This is a genomic window from Mucilaginibacter psychrotolerans, from assembly GCF_004519315.1.
Classification (GTDB): Bacteria; Bacteroidota; Bacteroidia; order Sphingobacteriales; family Sphingobacteriaceae; genus Mucilaginibacter; species Mucilaginibacter psychrotolerans.
Genome location: NZ_SOZE01000014.1, coordinates 92692 through 111920 on the forward strand (window position 1 = coordinate 92692; position 19229 = coordinate 111920).

13 protein-coding genes are annotated in these 19229 nt (G+C 46.4%); 2 read left to right on the forward strand and 11 right to left on the reverse strand.

The annotated features are described in order from the left end of the window. Positions 1 to 18 precede the first annotated feature (18 nt). On the reverse strand, positions 19 to 2121 hold the full coding sequence (locus E2R66_RS14835; RefSeq protein WP_158288418.1) for a tetratricopeptide repeat-containing sensor histidine kinase: 2103 nt from the start codon (positions 2119 to 2121) through the stop codon (positions 19 to 21). 166 nt (positions 2122 to 2287) lie between these two features. On the opposite strand from E2R66_RS14835, the gene E2R66_RS14840 reads away from it, so the two are divergent. Further along, positions 2288 to 2524 carry a hypothetical protein gene (locus tag E2R66_RS14840; RefSeq protein WP_133232013.1) on the forward strand — a complete coding sequence of 79 codons (237 nt, stop codon included), beginning with the start codon at positions 2288 to 2290 and terminating at the stop codon, positions 2522 to 2524. Between the two features lie 89 nt (positions 2525 to 2613). Here the strand turns inward: E2R66_RS14840 and E2R66_RS14845 are convergent, their stop codons facing one another. The 10 genes from E2R66_RS14845 to hscA form a co-directional block, all read right to left on the reverse strand. Continuing rightward, positions 2614 to 3309, reverse strand: coding sequence for an adenylate/guanylate cyclase domain-containing protein (locus E2R66_RS14845; protein WP_133232011.1), 696 nt, complete (start codon positions 3307 to 3309; stop codon positions 2614 to 2616). A 124-nt stretch (positions 3310 to 3433) separates the two neighbouring features. Next, complete coding sequence (locus E2R66_RS14850; RefSeq protein WP_133232009.1) at positions 3434 to 4483, reverse strand: hypothetical protein; 1050 nt, start codon at positions 4481 to 4483, stop codon at positions 3434 to 3436. 334 nt (positions 4484 to 4817) lie between these two features. Then, the gene (locus E2R66_RS14855; protein ID WP_133232007.1) at positions 4818 to 6068 is read right to left on the reverse strand and encodes a sulfate adenylyltransferase subunit 1; all 1251 of its coding nucleotides are present in this window, start codon (positions 6066 to 6068) and stop codon (positions 4818 to 4820) included. A 213-nt stretch (positions 6069 to 6281) separates the two neighbouring features. Continuing rightward, positions 6282 to 7187 carry a sulfate adenylyltransferase subunit CysD gene (gene cysD / locus E2R66_RS14860; protein ID WP_133232005.1) on the reverse strand — a complete coding sequence of 302 codons (906 nt, stop codon included), beginning with the start codon at positions 7185 to 7187 and terminating at the stop codon, positions 6282 to 6284. Continuing rightward, positions 7184 to 7903, reverse strand: coding sequence for a phosphoadenylyl-sulfate reductase (locus E2R66_RS14865; protein ID WP_394347191.1), 720 nt, complete (start codon positions 7901 to 7903; stop codon positions 7184 to 7186). The genes cysD and E2R66_RS14865 overlap by 4 nt, the downstream gene beginning before the upstream one ends. After that, positions 7904 to 9415, reverse strand: coding sequence for a TSUP family transporter (locus E2R66_RS14870; RefSeq protein WP_133232003.1), 1512 nt, complete (start codon positions 9413 to 9415; stop codon positions 7904 to 7906). After that, positions 9393 to 10184, reverse strand: coding sequence for a uroporphyrinogen-III C-methyltransferase (gene cobA / locus E2R66_RS14875; protein WP_133232001.1), 792 nt, complete (start codon positions 10182 to 10184; stop codon positions 9393 to 9395). The genes E2R66_RS14870 and cobA overlap by 23 nt, the downstream gene beginning before the upstream one ends. Then, on the reverse strand, positions 10181 to 12274 hold the full coding sequence (locus E2R66_RS14880) for a HEPN domain-containing protein (protein ID WP_133231999.1): 2094 nt from the start codon (positions 12272 to 12274) through the stop codon (positions 10181 to 10183). Before E2R66_RS14880 ends, cobA begins: the two co-directional genes overlap by 4 nt. A gap of 537 nt (positions 12275 to 12811) precedes the next feature. After that, positions 12812 to 13813 (reverse strand): hypothetical protein, encoded by a 1002-nt coding sequence (locus E2R66_RS14885; protein ID WP_133231997.1) that lies wholly within the window; start codon positions 13811 to 13813, stop codon positions 12812 to 12814. Positions 13814 to 14178: 365 nt separating this feature from the next. Continuing rightward, positions 14179 to 16035 (reverse strand): Fe-S protein assembly chaperone HscA, encoded by a 1857-nt coding sequence (gene hscA, locus E2R66_RS14890; protein ID WP_133231995.1) that lies wholly within the window; start codon positions 16033 to 16035, stop codon positions 14179 to 14181. Between the two features lie 180 nt (positions 16036 to 16215). Here hscA and E2R66_RS14895 point away from each other — a divergent pair, with 180 nt between their 5' ends. Next, positions 16216 to 19041 carry a TolB family protein gene (locus E2R66_RS14895; protein WP_133231993.1) on the forward strand — a complete coding sequence of 942 codons (2826 nt, stop codon included), beginning with the start codon at positions 16216 to 16218 and terminating at the stop codon, positions 19039 to 19041. Positions 19042 to 19229: the final 188 nt, after the last annotated feature.

Below are 19229 nucleotides of genomic sequence, written 5' to 3' on the forward strand. Positions count from 1 at the left end.
GTAAGTGCCTGAAAGAGTTTACCGTGGCAATTCCACGTAAAACACGGTTCCCTTATCTGGCCTGCTTTTGAACCAAATGCGACCGCCATGGGCTTCTATAATTTTTTTGGAGATTGATAAACCCAGTCCGAAGGGCTGCTCGCCGCGCGTACCTGTTTTTTTAGCGGGCGTAAACATTTCGAAAATGGTGTCTTTATCCCGTTCCGGGATACCTATGCCGTTATCGGTTACGGTGATGAGGACGGTGTTTGCCTTGCCTACGATATCTACGCTTATTTCAGTACCTTCATGGCTGAATTTGATGGCATTGATAATAAGGTTGTTGAATACCCTCCAGATGCTTTCTCGGTTGATGGGAGCAACTATCTCCTCGTCTACGCTATCGAAACGAATGTATTGCTGCTTTTCGTTTGCTTTAAACTGCAACAACTCCACCGAATCGAATAAAAGAGCCCTTACATCCTGCAGCTGCGTTTCCAGCGTATTATTGTGATCGGCAAGGCCAGATTCCAACAACTCGTTTATCATCTCCAGCGAGCTTTTACTGGTGCTTTCGATCAGCTTAAGCAGATGCCGGTTTTCTTCGTTCAGGTTGCTTTCTTCCTCGCGTATCATAGCCGTAAGGCCCATGATGCCCGATAATGGGTTACGCAGGTCGTGCGCCATTACACGCATTACGCGTATATAGTTGGTATTTAAAAGTTCTACCTGCGCAAGGCTAGCCTGTAACCGACTGTTTTGCAGTGCTGCGTTTATATTTGCCTGCCGGCTTCTGTTTAGGCTACGGTAAGCAAGCACTATAATTACCACTGATAACATGGCTACCACACCTATGCCCAGCAGGTACAGCTTTTTAAGGTTGTTTTTCTGCTTTAACACCACAAGCGATTGCTCCTGTTGCAGGGTGTTTAGTTCCCGTTCCACATCCAGCCGGTAAAGATCGGAAGAGTTGTTGTCGGCCGAATCTTTCAGACGGCTATAATCAGTTTGATAACGATACGCCTCAGCCGGTTTACCGGTTAAGCTCAGGTATTCGGCATATAGCAGCGTCCATTTGGGCAATGAACCAGAATTGGCCGAAAAATAACTATCGAGCAAGTACTTGCTGCGTTTTAAGGCATCGCCCGCTTTCTGGTACTCTCCTTTTTTTAAGTACACCTGTGTCAACTTAAGCAGGGGTGGTATGCGTACCCCGCTGTGCCGGTCGTCCATACTGATGGCCATACATTTATCAAGGTATTCTTCGGCAAGAGTAAAATTGCCTTTTTTTATGTTAAGGCCGCCGAGGTTATCGTAGGCAATCTCCAGTGCACCATCGGTATAGTATTTAGATATAAGCTTAAGGCTATCTGTGGCCTTTATCAGCTTCAGATCGGCCAGGTAATAGTATTCAGCGCTATCCAGCTTGCCCGCGAGTTCGTAGGAAAAGCCTGAATTGTTTAGGGCCCCCTGTTTTAAAAAGAATAATTTTTGCTGTGTAAGCTTTTCGTTGCAGTTTGCAAGCACGTTATAGCTATCGGCGAAATAGCGGGCGGCCAGCAAATACTTGCGCTGGTCGTAATAAATGCCGCCTATTTTGCTGGCCAGGTTGCTATTATCGCAACTGGTGCCGGGCAGTATATCGCGTGCACGATAGTAATATCGCAGTGCGAGGATGTATTTTGCAGCCTTTAGGCAGGCATCGCCTTTTGTCAATAAGGTTTTGAAGTAAGCGTCCGGATAGTCGGTTTTGCGGCTGCCGTAGTCAAAATACGCAATGGCACTATCGGCATAAGCATTCATTACCGCCGGGTTGCTATGGTAATACTGCGTCCATTGGCAATAGTAAAGGCTTATCGATGGGTCGGCCGGGTTAATTCTGGCGCGCAATTTGGCCAAAAGCACTTTGGCATCATCGCTTTTGTCGGCAATATAAAGGCTATCGGCAATGTCGATCTGTCGCTTTATGGTTGCGTTGGGGGTATCCGGGTGTTTCTTGCAGGCTTGCAGTAACAAAAGTAGCGTGCATACCAGCAACGAGCTATTTTTTGCAAAAATGGGGTAAGCCGTTTTATAAGCCATAAACAAATCAGGGGTATAGTACCAGCTTGAAAAGATAGTACTCTTATTTTGTTTGGCCAAATAAATTAAGGTTATCGATAATTTTTTTTCTTTGTCATTAATGAAACCTGCTGATGCATAAATAATTAACAAATTCGGGGTTAAATTTAACATTTGATGGCGCAATAAGGCAGCTTATTTTGCCGTATTTATAGCACATCTAAAAATTAAAAGCACTGACCCCAAAATGGATTACAAGATTAAATTAACAGACGGCAAAGCGCATTTGGTAAACATCACCAGCGCTTATTTTAAATCGTGGCAGGTGTGGCACGTGAGGTTTAAGGACGGGCGGGTAGCCATGTTGTTCAAGCTCGGCAGCGAGTGGATGCAGCGCAACGAAGATTTCCTGGAAGAAGAGGTTCTACAGGTTATCGGCAGCACCATCGATAAGATTATTTATAAACGGAACATTGCATTTTAAAACAACCTTCCCAAAGGACTATTATCTTTCCTTTGGGAAAGTTCTGTCGAAGCTACAATAATAAAATAATATTTGTATCCTGCACACCTTTAGCCCGATATGGCCAGCAAGTAGCTCATGTGCAAATCGGGCTCGGCCAGTGCTTTGGGCACGTAGTAAGGGCCACCCGCAAGGCGTATCTGCTGCCCCTGCGCTATGCCCTGCAATGTAACCGTTTGCACGCCTGCAGTCGTTTCCGGCTCGTTTAAAAAGTGGTAAGCGTATTCCGAAATGAGCAAATCATTGTTCAATTCCCGTGTTTTTGCCTGTAGCCTTGCTGTAATGTTTACCGGTAGGCCCATTACCGCCAGTTGAGGTGTACCCTCCAGCGAGAATTCATCTATAAAAACACGACCTGCGTGTAAGCCAGCACCCATTTCAAGCGGAGCGTTTTCGGTGTCGACAGCGTACGAATCGTTGAACAGGCCCACCGTGCGGAACATGGCTTTGGTTGCCAGATAGGCATTATTCACGGCCTCGGGAAGGCCATCCTGCAAACCGAATACCGCGTACAGGCTGTCGCCGGCGGTTTCTATCACCTTGCCGCTAAAGCTTTTGATAATTTGGTTAAATGCGGTGAACAAGCGGCGTACTATCTGGATAATGTGCTGCTCGGGCTGCGATACCATTAAGCCGGTAAAGTTGCGGATATCGAGGAACAGTATGGCCAGTTCCTTTTCTTCATATGGTATTGCCGTAGCTATGGCCGGCAACAGTGTGTTGTGGGTGAGGTTATTGTTTTTCACGAGTAGGTATGTTTATTACCTATCAGACGACCAATAGCGCCGAACATTTCAAAAAATGTTCAGTTTTTTATTTGCTGATGATTTGATGACAATAAGAGGACTACGAACGATAGATTGGTTAGTATCAATCCCAACCGTCATTGCCGCCGCCGGTAGTCTTTGGCTGGGGTATTTCTTTTAGTTTGATGAAGTGTCCGTTCTGATGATCGATCATCATTTCATAAGTAAGCTCGTTACCAAAACCTATAGCAAGGTTGCTTGCAACTCCCGTAACGGTACTATCAACTATTAGATCAACGGGGTTGGTGTGCGCATACGCAATTCCGGTGAATTTAAATTCTCCATTAACTTTGGTTAGCGGGTAAAAGCCGTAGTCGGTAGCGATGTAGGGAGTGCCATTGTACACTATAGCATATATTTTCTTTAGTTTAACATCCCTTAATTTCCCCTTTTCGTCGGGCGCCTGCACATTTCCTTCTATAACATGATTACCCAGCACCGTAATTTCTTTATCGGGGAGCTGGTTTTTGAAGGCTTTATAGCTTAAGTACACACCGTTAGTGTAGGTATTGGTGTTGTACAGTTTCAGCGGTATTTTTTCAATGCTGTCTATGTGTGCAAGATCACGGTCGGTATAAACCCGTCCTCCCGAAACCGGTGCTAACAGCAAGGTGGAGCGGATAAACGCTGTAAATATTTCACTGCCGGTGCGGAGCAGTCTGTTGGTTACATCTAATTTGGAGTTTAGATAAATGAGCGTGTCCAATGTATTAATGTTTTCTATGTAGTGATTAGTTCTAGCGAACATTTCTGCTTTTATAACGCAATAACCTGCCTCATTTACGCCACCGGTGATCTCGGCATAATTAAATTGCCGCAGATATAAAAACAATTTTGCATGATCTGCATCGGTACCAATCAGCGAATTGAAGATATTTTGTACGTCAGTCGATAAGGTGTTAGGCGACACAACCATTGAAGACGCGTTTGAAATACCAGTGTGTACGACGCCTAAGTGCCGGATATCACTGCGTGCATCTATCAAGGCTATCAAACTATATAAACTATGTTCGACTTTTGTTGGCGACAATGTAGGTTTGAAATCTACTTTGCTTTGTGCAAAAATGTTCGAAAGCGAAAGTGTAAAAGCTATGGCGAGTATTGTTTTTTTCATTACAATAAGGTTGGGGCAAAGGTAATTTTTTCCTTCGGAAGATAGCGCATCAACTGAAGCACCAGAGCTGCCTAAATATAAAATTTTGTCACGATAGAGCGGCGGGAGGGGCGAACGCGAATGGGCGAAAGAGAAAACTCGTTGGTTATGCAAAGCGCGCCTTGCAATTTTGCTATGCAAATCCGCTTTGCGTGTCTAACAACACAACTCCCTCGTTCCTCTGTTCAATATGACAGGGGGAGAGAGGTGCCTAAAAACAACAAACCCCGCACGAGTTGCACCTCGCGCAGGGTTTTACTGCTCACTTTAACAGCATATAATTGGTCAATTATATTTAATCTACGGCCTGCCTTAGCATCAGCGCGCCCACGGTAACATTGGTGCGGCTATCGATGATGATAGCGCCACCGTTGGCTTTGTTGATCTGGTAAGGGTCGAAGGCTAAAGGCTCGGCGGTTTTGATAACGATGCGGCCGATGTCGTTCAGCTTGAAATCTTCATCGTAATCTTTCTCGAGCGTGTTGATGTTCACTTTATAAAGCACCTCGCTTATTTTGCAGCGGATGGTTTTGGTGTTGTGCTGCACCAGGTAGGTGAGCGTGGTATCCAACGGGCGGGTGTCCATCCAGCAAAGGTCGGCTTCTATCAGGTTCGATAGCTGTGGCTGTCCTGCGCTGTTAACGATGATGTCGCCACGGCTGATATCGATATTATCTGCCAGGTGTACCGTTACCGATTTGCCTGCCAGTGCTTCTTTAAGCTCTTTATCGTAAAATTCTATTTTAGATATGGTGGAGCTAAAGCCCGAAGGCAATACAGTTACTTTATCGTTCACTTTAAAAGAACCGCTGCTTACGCGGCCAGCGTAGCCACGATAATCGTGCAGCTCATCTGTCTGCGGGCGTACCACCCACTGTACAGGCAGGCGTGCATGTGCCGAAGCATCGTCTATCTCCAGTTCCACATTTTCTAAATGGGTAAGTAAGCTATCGCCGGTGTACCAGCTTATTTTTGCAGATGGGTACACAATGTTATCGCCTTTTAATGCGCTTACGGGGATGTAGGTAATATTTTTTAACCCAACTTTACCGGCCAGCACTTTGTAATCGGCAACTATTTTGTTGAATACATCTTCGTTGTAATCAACCATATCCATTTTGTTTACGGCAACTACTACCTGCTGTATCTGCAGTAGCGACACCAAAAAGGAGTGACGGGTAGTTTGCTCGATAACCCCTTTACGTGCATCTATTAAAATAATAGCCAAACCTGCGTTACTGGCGCCGGTAACCATGTTGCGGGTGTACTGGATATGCCCCGGCGCATCGGCAATAATGAATTTGCGTTTATCCGTTTCGAAGTATTTGTAGGCCACATCAATGGTAATGCCCTGCTCGCGTTCGGCTTTAAGTCCGTCGGTAAGGATGGCAAGGTCGATGCTGCCATCGTCGTTTTTACGGTTTGATGCGTGGAGGGCTTCCAACTGGTCAACCAATATGGCCTCACTATCGTACAGCAGGCGGCCAATCAATGTGCTCTTGCCATCGTCTACACTGCCTGCAGTTATAAATTTTAAAATGTCCATGTTCTATATTTCGGAATTATCTAACTCCTAATTGCTTGTCGTATATTTTACTCACCCCGGCTACGCTATCGCTGACCGACCCTCTCTGCTTCGCAAAGAGGGTGAGCTGCAGCATGACTTGGTTTTTTGTTTTCTTCCATAGCGACCGGTTTCAAACCCACCGCTATTTCTCCGGATGTTTCCAATCCGAAATCCAAAATCCGGATTCCGACATCAAAAATATCCCCCTTTTTTACGCTCTTCCATGGCGGCTTCGCTTACTTTATCGTCCATGCGGGCGCCGCGTTCGCTTATTTTAGAGGATGCTATTTCATCAATAATATCGTCTATTTCAAAAGCGTATGATTCTACAGCCGCGGTGCAGGTCATGTCGCCCACGGTGCGGAAGCGTACGTTTTTATTTTCTATCTTATCATCTGCATCCATATTTAAAAATGGCGATGCAGCCATCAGCTGGCCGTTGCGGGTGATGCAATCGCGCTGGTGTGCAAAATATATCGTTGGTAGCGCGATATTTTCGCGGCGGATGTAGTTCCAAACGTCCAGCTCTGTCCAGTTGCTTATCGGGAACACGCGTACGTTTTCACCCTTGTGTATTTTGCCGTTATAAATGTTCCAAAGCTCGGGGCGCTGGCGTTTAGGGTCCCATTGGCCAAATTCGTCGCGAACCGAAAAGATGCGTTCTTTAGCGCGGGCCTTTTCCTCATCGCGGCGGGCACCGCCTATACACGCATCAAACTGGTGTTTGGCAATGGTATCTAAAAGTGTAACGGTTTGCAAAGCGTTCCTGCTGGCATTTTTGCCTTTCTGCTCTATCACCTTGCCCTCGTCAATGCTATCCTGTACATGGCCCACGATGAGTTTTTCGCCTATGCGGGCTATCATATCATCGCGGTAAGTAATGGTTTCCTCAAAATTGTGCCCGGTATCTATATGCACCAGCGGGAAAGGGAACTTGCCCGGGCGAAAGGCCTTTAAAGCCAAATGTACCAGGGTAATGGAATCCTTACCGCCCGAAAATAATAACGCAGGCTTCTCGAACTGCCCGGCTACTTCGCGCAAAATATATATGGCCTCAGCCTCTAACTCGTCCAGGTAATCTAACCGGTATTTGCTCATTCCTTTAAATCATTTAGTTCAACTGCATGCAGGCCGCATTCTTTTTTACTTTGGTCTTCCCACCACCAGCGCCCGGCCCTGAAATCCTCTCCGGGTTGTACGGCGCGGGTGCATGGCGCACAGCCAATGCTGGGGAAACCCCTGTCGTGCAGTGTATTGTAGGGTATATTGTATTGTTTAATGTATACTTTTACGTCGTCTAAAGTCCAACTGAAGATGGGGTGGTACTTAAACAGGTTATTACCATTATCCCACTCCACATTATTCATGTCTTCACGGTTGGCACTTTGGTCTGCACGGATACCGGTTACCCAAAGTTTATTACCCGCAACGGCGCGGTGCAATGGCTCTATCTTGCGGATACCGCAGCATTGCTTACGGTTCTCTACCGATTCATAGAAGCTGTTTGGGCCCTTGGTGTTTACCATGGCTTCCAAAGCGGTATGCTCGGGGTAATAGGCGTGGATGGGTTTACCGTAAATTTCCATTGTTCGGTTCCAAACATAATAAGTTTCGGGGAACAAGCGGCCTGTTTCCAGCGTGAAAACTTTAATGGGGATATCATTGGCGAATATCATGTGCGTAATCACCTGGTCTTCCCAACCAAAGCTGGTAGAAAATACGATTTCGCCGGGAAACTCTGCCGCTAAAGCACGTAATGCGTCTACAGGCTGCTGCCCAACAATCAATTGCGATATGTAATTAGTATCTGACACTTAAATTAACTTAAATATAAATAAACCAACGCTGCGCAGGCTTATTAAAATAACAATTACTGCTACAGCGAACATAATAGCTTTTGCTGATATTTTGTTAGAAATTCGGGCTGCGACCGGTGATGCCAACGCACTGCCTATAACAAGTCCTGCCACTGCCTCCCAATGTTTCCCATTAAGCATCAATATAAAAGTAGCAGAGCTAACCAGCGCAATAAAAAAGCGCGAAAGCTTTACTGTGCCTAATGAAAAACGCGGGTGTCGGCCACCTGCTATCAGTGTGGATAATACAATAGAGCCCCAGCCTCCGCCGCCAACGGCATCGATAAAACCACCACCCAAGCCAAGCAGCGGTATGCGTTTTATTTTGGCAGTGGTGCGTTTACGGTTAATATTGATGGCTTTAGACAGGATAACAAAGCCCAATATTAAGGTATAAAGCGATACCAGTGGCTTGGTATAAACGCTGTAATGTTCTAATGATGATACCAGGTAAGCACCCGTGGCGGCACCCACGATGCCGGGTATAAGGAGCAGTTTAAACAGCTTCCAGTTTACATTACCCATACGGTAGTGCATCCACCCGGCAATGCCGTTGCTTAGTATCTCTGATAAATGCACGCCCATACTTGCCGAAGCTGGGGGGATGCCCATAGAAAGGGAAAACGTTGTAGAAGTAACCCCGTACGACATGCCTATTGCGCCATCAATCAAAGCAAAGACAAAACCTGCGCCTAAAAAGTAATAGAATTGCGGGTTAACGTTAGTTACAAACGATTGGAAGGCCGGTTCTCTAAACCAAAGTGAAGTGATAGTGATTGCAAGGAAAGCTACAAAAGCGCTCCAAACTACCAATTTTATAGCGTTAAAGCTGGGCGGTTTTTTGCCGCCTACCAAAATTGCGGTTACCCGGTTTAGTTCCTCTACTTTATAAGCAAAATCTCCGGATAGTTTGTTCCTTATCTGGCTCATCTGCTGTAGGGTAGTATCCAATTCATCGGGCAATGCCTCGCTAAAAACTTCCTTAAGGCGTTTGGCTACTGTTGGCGATTTACCGTTGGTAGAAATGCCGATCTTCAAATCGCCTTTTTGCACGATGGAGCCGAGATAAAAATCGCAGAGATCCGGCTTATCGGCCACGTTGATCAGCAGCTTACGATCGTGTGCCGACTGGCGGATATAAGCATTAAGCTCTACATCATCGGTTGCGGCAATAACCAGGTCGGCATTGTCCAAATCAGTATCTACAAATGCTTTTTGCACCAAGGTGAGCTTTGGTGTGCCGGCTGCCAGCGCCTCTACCTGGGGCAGAAAAGTTTTTGCAATAACGGTTACTGCCGCATCGTGGCTATTGTTCAGCATGGCTGTTAGCTTTTCCAGGCCAACATTGCCACCGCCAACAAGCACGGTATGCAGGTTATTCAGCTTTAAAAACACAGGGAACAATTGATTTCCCTCAGATTTTTGCGGCGGAACGTCCGTTATATGATTATTCCTGGGCAACGATGTCATAAAATTCCCTGATGGGCTGAAACTTTGGATGTAAGGAAACCACTTCGCCAAAAACAATTAAGGCAGGGGAGGTGATGCCGTTATCTTCGGCTGCTTCCACAATGGTGTTCACGGTACCTACCACTACTTTTTCGTTATCAGTTGTACCGCTTTGTATCACGGCAACGGGCAGCCTGTGTTTGCCTTCGGCCTTAAATATCTCTGCAATTTGGGCAAGTTTGTGTATGCCCATCAATACAACTACAGTAGCATTGGTTTTAGCGGCAGCGTACAAGTCCGCAGATACCTTACCATCGCTGGTAGTGCCTGTTACTACCCAAAAGCTTTCGCTTAAGCCACGGTGTGTTACAGGTATGCCTTGCAAGCCCGGTACACCTATGGAACTGGATATCCCCGGGATAACCTGTGCCGGGATGCTGTAATCTGCAGCATGATCTAATTCCTCGTACCCGCGACCGAATACGAATGGGTCGCCGCCTTTTAAGCGGACAACATGGCCATAGTTCAAGGCGTAGTCGATCATCAGTTTATTGATGTTCTCCTGCGAAAAGGAATGGTCGCCGCTGCGTTTGCCTACGTACACTTTGGTGGCGTGCTCAGGGGCAAACTCTAATAGTTCTTCATTCACCAGTGCATCGTACAAAACCACATCGGCAGTTTGCAGGGCTTTGATGCCTTTTATCGTAATGAGTTCGGCATCGCCGGGGCCTGCGCCCACTAAGGTAACGCGTGGCTCTTTTACAGTTGTTTTTGTTTGCGTTTGTATCATGATTGCAATACTGCCTCTCTTTTATCTTTTACCGATTGCAAAAATGCTGTAGCCTGCTGTTTGTAAGCTGTCGCGAATGCTTCTGACGGTTCGTTTTTGTTTATTTGCAGCACCAGGTCGTTAAAGGTACCCGCTAAGGTAAACTCGCCGGTGGCTACATAATTGTTATCAAATTCTTTGATGATGCCTGTTTGTGTGCTGCTGTTTACGCCTTTATCCAGCAGTAAAGCCTTAGCCGCGCTAATCATGGTGTTGTAGGAGTGATAAATAGCATCACTCCACAAGCCTTTGGCATACGAGCCGTTTGCCCAGCCCAATTTTTCTTCGCTCTCGAAGAGTAAAGTGGCAACCAAATCGATGATCACCCCGGCGCATTCACCTACACCAATGGCGCTTACGTATGTTTCCTGGTGGCCCCAGTCAACAAATTCATCGTCGGTAAGGGTGGTTAAATCGGCAAGTGGTTTTAATAGGCGGTAAAAGTAATCCTTGCCCTGCCGGTCGTAGTAAGCGTGGTAGGTTTCGTTTTCCTCTGCAAATGCTTTATAGTCGTCTAGCACGGCACGCAAAGCATGCGTTGCACGTTTTGAAGGGACCTTGATAACCCTGTCTGCAGCGCGACCTTCGCCGTTGCCAACCGTGCCACCACCCAGCATTACCTGTACCGACGGCAATACCCTGGCACCCGCCTTTAACGAACTACCGTGGAAGCCTATATGCGCCAAACCATGCTGGCCGCAGCTATTCATACAGCCGCTTATTTTTATCTTGATTTCTTTATTGTAGATAAAATCTTCGTATTCGTTGTAAATTACATCTTCCAGCACCTTAGCCATGGTCATACTGTTGCTGATACCCAGGTTGCAGGTATCGGTGCCGGGGCAGGTGGTTACATCGGCCAGGGTATCAAAGCCAGGCGCGGCAAAATCAAGCGCGTTAAGGCCTTGGTACAATGCAGGCAAAGCTTCTTTACGGACGAATTTAAGCAACAAGCCCTGGTTTTGGGTGATGCGTATCTCATCGCCAACATAAGGGCGGATGGCATCAACCAGTTTACGTGCAACATCTGTAGGGATATCGCCAACCGGCACTTTAATATACACGCCAAAGAAACCTTTTTGTTTCTGTTCGAATACGTTGGTAGTCAGCCATTGCTCATAGCGGAACGGATTGGCAATCTCTATCGCAGGATATTCGCTAGTTTCGGGCAGTACCGGTGTGGGGACGGCATCGCGGTTGATTGCGTAAGTTTTAACCTTGATAGCGGTGCGTTCTTCTTTAGCCAAGCGCAGCACTTCCTCTAAACCAATTTTTTGAATTAAATATTTTAACCGGGCCTTGTTGCGGTTATTGCGCTCGCCATGGCGGTCGAACACGCGGATGATGGCTTCGGTATAAGGTATCAGCTGATCTTCGGGCAGGAAATCTTCAACCGGACTAGCCAGTAAAGGCTGCGCGCCAAGCCCGCCGCCAAGCATCACTTTAAAACCCCGTTCACCGTTCGCGTTTATTTTTGGGATAAAGCCTAGATCGTGGATGTAAGAGAATGCAGTATCATCGTCGTTTGCAGAGAACGATATCTTGAATTTGCGGCCCATTTCCTGGCAGATGGGGTTCCTTAAAAAGTACCGGAACATCGCATCAGCATAAGGCGAAACATCAAACGGTTCCTTTGGGTCGATGCCCGAAGTAGGGGATGAGGTTACGTTCCTTACGGTGTTACCGCAGGCTTCGCGCAGGGTGATATCGTCGCGCTCCAACTCGGCCCATAGTTGTGGGGTACGGTCGAGGCTAACGTAATGTATCTGTATATCCTGGCGGGTGGTGAGGTGCAGGTTGCCGCTTCCGTATTCGTCAGATATATCGGCAATCTTCAATAGCTGCTTAAAAGTGACTTTACCGAAAGGTAATTTGATGCGCACCATCTGCACGCCCGGCTGACGCTGGCCATATACACCGCGCGCTAAACGCAGGCTGCGGAACTTCTCATCGTGTATCTTACCCTCGCGGAACGCGCGTATCTTCCTTTCCAGGTCGATAATATCCTGTTCCACGATGGGATTCTCCAGTTCAGTCCTGAAGCTCTGCATAGTATTTAATTTAGTTTTAGTATAAAAAAGCCCCTTCGCTGTGGCTGAAGAGGCATGTATGCTTATTTCTACAACCTTACCTCCACAAATTATCGCCTTGCATACAGCAATAATTGTGGTTGATTTGGTATGTAGTATTTGTATTCATCATTTCGATAGCCCAAATATATATATAGTATAGGGGAATAGTAGAATTTATTTGAAAAAAGTGAGCATTTGATTTTGTGATGACCATCCGAGCTTACCACTGCGTCCTTGCGAGTATCCACCAGGGGGTGCCCTGGAAAAAAATGCGATGACGCGAAAAAAAGTATATTGATTATCAATAACTTACAGCCGCGTCATTATAAGCGATAGCGCGGCAATCATCGGTATGAAGGTCGGATTTGCACAGCGGCTCTGCTTGCCGATGATTGCCACAGCCTCCCGCGCACGTTCCTCCGCTTCGGCTTCGCAAGGACGTAGTGGAGTGAATTCGTGAAATTCGTCTCAATTGGTGAAAATTTGTGTTCACTCAATTCGGCTCAATAGCTGTTATTATTGATACTGTATATAAAGCGGTGCCGGTTTCAGGCTAAGCACTTCTTTTGGGGTAAGCATGCGGTTCGGTGCATTTTTGATATCGTTTTTGTAAAACAGCTTAAAGCCGGTGAATTGTACCGGTTCGCCCTGCACGAAGTATTTGTAAGTGCCTTTCTTGAGTTCGGGCGGGCCCCAGCCATCCATATCCATTACGAATTGTACGTTATCGCGTAGCTTGATATCCTGGTAGTTGGTCACCATGCGCTTGGTAAAACGATGCACCACGAATATTTTGGGCGGCAGGTTGTATTTAATGCAAAGCTTGCTCAGGTAATCGCTCACGTAGTTAATGTCAGCCGCATCAAAAGTGCCGATGCGTTTGCCCGGCACGCTGCCCTCTTTCATCGAAAACTCAGGGTCGATACCGAAGTGTACGTTGGGCATTTTCAAATATTTTTCCAGGCGGGGCAGTTCGGTTTGTACCGTGCTGTAGCCAACCTGTATATCCAAAAACACCAATGCATTTATCGGCTTAGCCATTTCTATTGCTTTATCAATCTGGCTAAAAGGCATGCGTAAATTGTATAATTTATTGGCACCGGCATCGGCCTGTGCGGTTACGCATATATAATGCAGGGCTGGTATCACTGGGGTAAGCGTATCAGCAGCTTGCCATGCTTTTACTTCAGCCATTAGTCTACGGCGCATTTCAACGGGTTCATATTGGCCCAGCACACCCATGTTTTTGGAGTACATATTGCCGTAGTAGGCTACGATACGGTTAAAGGGCAATATGGCACCGGGGCGGGGGTAAGGCGCATTTTTAACAGGCCAGCGTTTATCGCCATTACCCATGCGGGCCATCAACGAATCGTAGCGGGCGGTATCCAGGGTGGGTTTTAAGGTGGTGTCTTTAACGGCCACTTTTAGGGTAGTATCTTTAACGGTGACTTGCGCAGATGTGGTGGTGATGGAGGCGGCGAAAATAACAAGCAGCAGGCGGAAGATGTTTTTCAAATGTGTTTGCTTTGGGTATAATCAACACGCAATATAGCATTAGGTTTGCGTAAACTCGGCAATATTTTGAAGATTTACGACGATTTTTGGCTATAAAGATACTGACATAGCATGGACTTAATTTAAGGATGTCGGATACTTAAACCCATCGACGGATTATGCCCTAAAGGTGTTTCACTTTTGTTAAAAAAAAGTGTTCCGCTTGTTTTAGCAGAGTTTATTTAAATTGTTAACATTAAGGTAATTGTGTGCTTTACCTAAAGTTTATCGGGTATGCCAAAGTGTTTCACTAAAAATGTAACCATTTGATAATCAGCACTAATTTAAAAATAAGTGTTCCGCATTCAAAGTGGAACACCTGTGGCTTACTCCACGCTCTTCCCGCGCATGGCGGTGCCTATGGCGATATCCATCACGCGCTCGGCAAAGGGGCGGGTAAAGTTATTTAACTCATCTATTTTGGCGTGTATCAGGTCCTTATCTTCGGTACCTAATGATACCTGTAGGTTGGTAAGGTATTGTTTGGTTTGGGCAATTTCGGCTTCATCTAACAAGTTTCCGTTTTTCTCCAGGAAACGCTCCACGGTATAAACCATTTGCTCTCCTTCGGTTTTGGCTTCTATCAGCATACGGGCGGCTACGTCGTCTTTGGCGTTCGTGATGCTGTCCATCAGCATTTTCTCCACCAGTTCGTCGTTTATGCCGTAGGCTGGTTTTACTTCTACTTCCTGCTTAACACCGCTGCGCAGCTCTATGGCCTGCACTTTCAAAATACCATCGGCATTCAAAATGAAGTTGATATCTACTTTGGGGAAGCCGGCTGGCATAGCGGGTATGCCTTTCAATTCGAATTCGGCTAGCTTGCGGTTCTCTTTGATCAGGTCGCGCTCGCCCTGGTAAACGGCAATTTTCATGTTCACCTGCCCATCCTTGCTCGTCGTGTATTGCCTACCTGCCTTGGTTGGTATTTTTGAGTTGCGGGGGATAATGGTATCCATCAACCCGCCCATGGTTTCTATACCAAGCGACAGCGGAGTAACATCAAGCAGTAGAATATCGCTGCGGTTGCCGGCCAAAACATCGGCTTGTATAGCTGCGCCAAGGGCAACTACCTCGTCGGGGTTTACATCATCGTGCACGGGGCGACCGAAGAATTCAGCTACCATTTTCTTCACCAAAGCGGTACGGGTACTGCCGCCCACCATGATTACCTCGTCAATATCAGCAACCGTAAGTTTGGCGTCGTTCAATGCATTTTGGCAAGCGGTAATGGTTTGCTGCACTTTGGGCAATATCAGTTCTTCGAAGGTGTTACGGTCTATAGTGCACCAAATGTCGCCTATCTTTTCGTTGAAAAGGCTTTGGTGCGCAAATGCCTTTTTGGCTTCTTCGGCTTTCAGTCGAAGTTGTTGGGTAAGCTCGCGGTTTTCAGCCAGTTCGGCTTTATTTATATTGTTCTTTTCTATCCAGAAATCGGCAATAGTGCGGTCGAAATCGTCGCCGCCTAAAAAGGTATCGCCATTAGTAGATAGCACCTCGAAGATGCCGTTTTGTATCTGTAATATCGATACATCGAAAGTGCCGCCGCCCAAATCGTACACCGCAACAGTTTTGGTTTCTTCCGGATCGAGGCCTATACCGTAGGCCAGGCTTGCTGCAGTAGGTTCGTTTACAATGCGTAAAACATCAAGGCCAGCCAGTTTACCTGCATCCCTTGTTGCCTGCCGCTGCGAATCGTTAAAGTAAGCTGGTACCGTAATTACTGCCCGGTTAACCGGCGTTTTGAGCGCATGCTCTGCACGGTCTTTTAATTCTTTCAGTATCAGGCCAGATAGTTCAATAGGCGTATAGAACTTATCGCCTACTTTTATTTTTACGAGGCTTTCGGTATCATCGTCGATGATTTTGTAGGAAAAGAAATTCTGGTAGTCCTTTACATCTGCATAGGAGCGGCCAAGCAAACGTTTTACCGAAAAAACCGTATTCTGTGGGTCGGTTATCAGGTGTTCCTTGGCTTCGTTGCCTACCGTGATATCGCCCGTTGGGCCAAAATGCACTACCGAAGGCACTAAAACACCCTTACCGGTATCGTTAATTACTTTCGGGTTCTTGTCCGGGTCTATAAAGGCGACCAGCGAGTTGGTGGTACCCAGGTCAATCCCTACGATGATATCTTCTTTTTGTATAGAACCTGTTGCCAGGTTGATAGAAACTTTAGCCATGATGTATCGGTAACAAAGGGCAAATGTACGTGGTTTTAAACCCATGAATGTCATCTGAATCAGAATTTACAGAATTATGGAATTTTCAGAATTGACAAAGCCGCCCTGCATTCTGTTAATTTTATAATTCTGTGAATTCTGATTCGGACAAATTGATTGAGAATATTTACTTTCACCCCAATGAGAAACCGCTTCTGCCAAACGCTGCTAATGCTGCTCATCACTGCTACTTCCGCAATGGCTCAGCAATTCGGGGGCAACCCGCCATCTATTAAATGGAGGCAGGTAAACACCCCGGCAACCAAAGTGATTTTCCCCGAAGGAATGGATTCTGCGGCTTTGCAAGTGGCGAACATCATCCAATACATCAACCCGAAGATAAAACCCAGCATCGGTTTCAGGCAGAAGCAAATCAGCATTGTGCTGCAAAACCAAACCACCATATCTAACGCCTATGTGGGGCTTGCGCCTTTCCGTAGCGAATTTTATTTGATGCCATCACAGAATAGTTTTGAGATCGGCAGTTTGTACTGGCCGGGGCAACTGGCCATCCACGAATTCAGGCATGTGCAGCAGTATAATAATTTCAACGTGGGGCTTTCGCATGTGTTGCGTGTATTTTTCGGCGAGGGTGGGCAGGCGTTGGGGAATGATTTGTCTGTGCCGAATTGGTTCTTTGAGGGTGATGCTGTTTACAACGAAACCCTGGTAAGCCCGCAGGGCAGGGGCAGGCTGCCGTATTTTTTCAATGGTTTCCGAGCGCTTTGGGCAGCCGGCAAAAATTATAGCTGGATGAAGTTGCGCAATGGCTCGTACGTAGATTTCGTGCCCGACCATTACCCCCTTGGCTATATGATGGTAGCCTATGGCCGCGAAAAGTACGGCAGCGATTTTTGGGAAAAGGTTACGCATGATGCGGCGGCATTTAAAACGGGGTTTTATCCATTTCAGAATGCGATAAAAAAATACTCGGGGAAAACCTATAAGGTATTCAGAGATAGCGCATTTAAACAATTTAGCAAACAGTTTGGTAACGACCAGGTTATCGATGACAACCTGCGTCGGCACTTCGTTGCTCATGAGGAGTATCCGGCTTATATAAACGACAGTACCCTCATTTATTTAAAAACAGCATACAACCACATTCCCGAGTTTGTTATCCGAAGTAAAGGAAAAGATAAGGCTATTGCCGTACAGGATATCACTACCGATAACTACTTTACCTACCATGATAGCAAAGTGGTTTATGCGTCCTACCGGCCAGATGCGCGTTGGGGATATCGCAATTACAATGAGTTGGTCGTACTGGACATTAATACCCACAAGGAACGACGCATCACCCGCAAAACCAAGTACTTTTCGCCTGCTTTTAGTAATGATGGCAAAAGTATTGTAGCAGTTGATGTAGAGCCATCCGGCAAAAATGCGCTGCATTTATTAGATGCTGAAAGCGGGAAGCTATTAACCGCAATTCCCAATCCCGACAATTTATTTTACACGTATCCTGAATTTTATGCTGATGATCAAATAGTTTCTGCAGTAAGGAATGGAAAAGGGCAGATGGCACTGGCATCGGTTGACATAAAAACCAGCGTCGTTAAATATTTTACCCCCTTTGGTTTTGAACCTATAGGTTTTATTGCAGTCGGAAATGGCAGAGTGATTTTTAGCAAAACTACGGGTGCCTATGATAAGCTATTTGTACTCTCGCTAAAAACCGGCCAGGTTTTTCTGAAGGATACCAGCGAAGGGAATAGGAGTGCGGTAATAGGCTCATACCAACCCGCTGTAATCAATTCAAAGTTGGCTTGGGTCGGTTTTACTCCCTATGGTTATAATATCATGGAGGGTACGTTGTCGGAAAATGACTTCAATGAAACGCCATTGAGCAAGGCGGAACCCTTATCCAATATCGGCATCAGCATATTAAGCCTGGATTCCGCCGCTAACCTCTCGTCGTCCGTACCTAATACACAACTCTCCATTACCAAATACAGCAAAGCTCATGGGTTGTTCAATTTCCATAGTGTTTTCCCTAATATCAACGACCCCAACTACTCGTTGGAGTTGGCGGGAGAGAACGTGCTGAATACCTTCCAATCGCGGCTCTCCTTTAATTACAACCGCGATGAGGGTTATAAACGCATTGGTTACACCGGCGTTTACGGCGCGCTTTTCCCTTATATTTCCGCAGGGGCCAATTATACGTTCGATAGGCGAGGCTTCTCTAAAGGCAACAAGGTTTATTTTAATGAAACCGACCTGCATGCCGGGCTGGAAGTGCCACTTGATTTCACCGGCGGCAAAACATCTACCTTCTTAAATTTCGGCAGCGATGTGTACTATAGCCAGCGCCGATTCCAGGAGGCGTTCCGCAGCCAGTTCGCCGACAGGCACTACACTTATCTCAATAACTACATTAGCTTCAGTAACCAGATACAACAAGCCAAACAACAGATAAACCCCCGTCTGGCGCAAAGCTTCAGCCTAAATTATAAAACAGCCATAGCGGGGCTAAGCGCAACGCAGTTTCTGGGTACAGGTTCACTCTACTTCCCTGGCCTGTCTGTTAATCATAGCCTGGTTATCAGCGGCGCTTATCAGCAAAAAGGAAAAGATAATAGCATCGGCTTCTCCAATGATTTTCCGTTCTCCAAAGGCTATACCGCCGAAAGTTTGGATAAGATGCAGAAGTATGGTGTAAGCTACCATTTCCCCATAGCTTACCCGGATGCGGGTTTCGGCAACCTGGCTTATCTGCTGCGCGTGCGTGGCTACCTGTTTTACGATCATACCCACGCCACCGACGGCAGCTTCCTGCTCAACGGTAAACTTTTCAACGCCAATTTTCGCTCGGTCGGGGCAGCTTTGTTTTTCGATGGGAAGATATTCAACCAGGCGGCCATATCGTTCGGCGTCAGGTACAGTTATTTATTGGATGATGACCAGTTCGGAGGAAATGGAAAGAATAGGATAGAGTTGGTATTGCCGGTAAGTATATTTTAGGGAGTGATCGCCACCTCGTCTTTGCGAGTATCCATCAGGGGGTAACCCTGAAAAAAAAGGTTATGACGCGTAAAAATGTATACTGATAATCAATAACTTAAAACCACGTCATTATAAGCGATAGCGCGGCAATCATCAGCGGGAGAGCCGTATGCAAGTCCGACCGGCTTGCCGAAGATAGCCTTGTA

Excerpts from the sequence above, each read along its gene's own strand:
- E2R66_RS14840 (WP_133232013.1), top strand. The coding sequence starts at position 2,288 with ATGGATTACAAGATTAAATTAACAGACGGCAAAGCGCATTTGGTAAAC.
- E2R66_RS14850 (WP_133232009.1), bottom strand. The coding sequence starts at position 4,483 with ATGAAAAAAACAATACTCGCCATAGCTTTTACACTTTCGCTTTCGAAC.
- E2R66_RS14855 (WP_133232007.1), bottom strand. The coding sequence starts at position 6,068 with ATGGACATTTTAAAATTTATAACTGCAGGCAGTGTAGACGATGGCAAG.
- cysD (WP_133232005.1), bottom strand. The coding sequence starts at position 7,187 with ATGAGCAAATACCGGTTAGATTACCTGGACGAGTTAGAGGCTGAGGCC.
- E2R66_RS14870 (WP_133232003.1), bottom strand. The coding sequence starts at position 9,415 with ATGACATCGTTGCCCAGGAATAATCATATAACGGACGTTCCGCCGCAA.
- cobA (WP_133232001.1), bottom strand. The coding sequence starts at position 10,184 with ATGATACAAACGCAAACAAAAACAACTGTAAAAGAGCCACGCGTTACC.
- E2R66_RS14880 (WP_133231999.1), bottom strand. The coding sequence starts at position 12,274 with ATGCAGAGCTTCAGGACTGAACTGGAGAATCCCATCGTGGAACAGGAT.
- hscA (WP_133231995.1), bottom strand. The coding sequence starts at position 16,035 with ATGGCTAAAGTTTCTATCAACCTGGCAACAGGTTCTATACAAAAAGAA.
- E2R66_RS14895 (WP_133231993.1), top strand. The coding sequence starts at position 16,216 with ATGAGAAACCGCTTCTGCCAAACGCTGCTAATGCTGCTCATCACTGCT.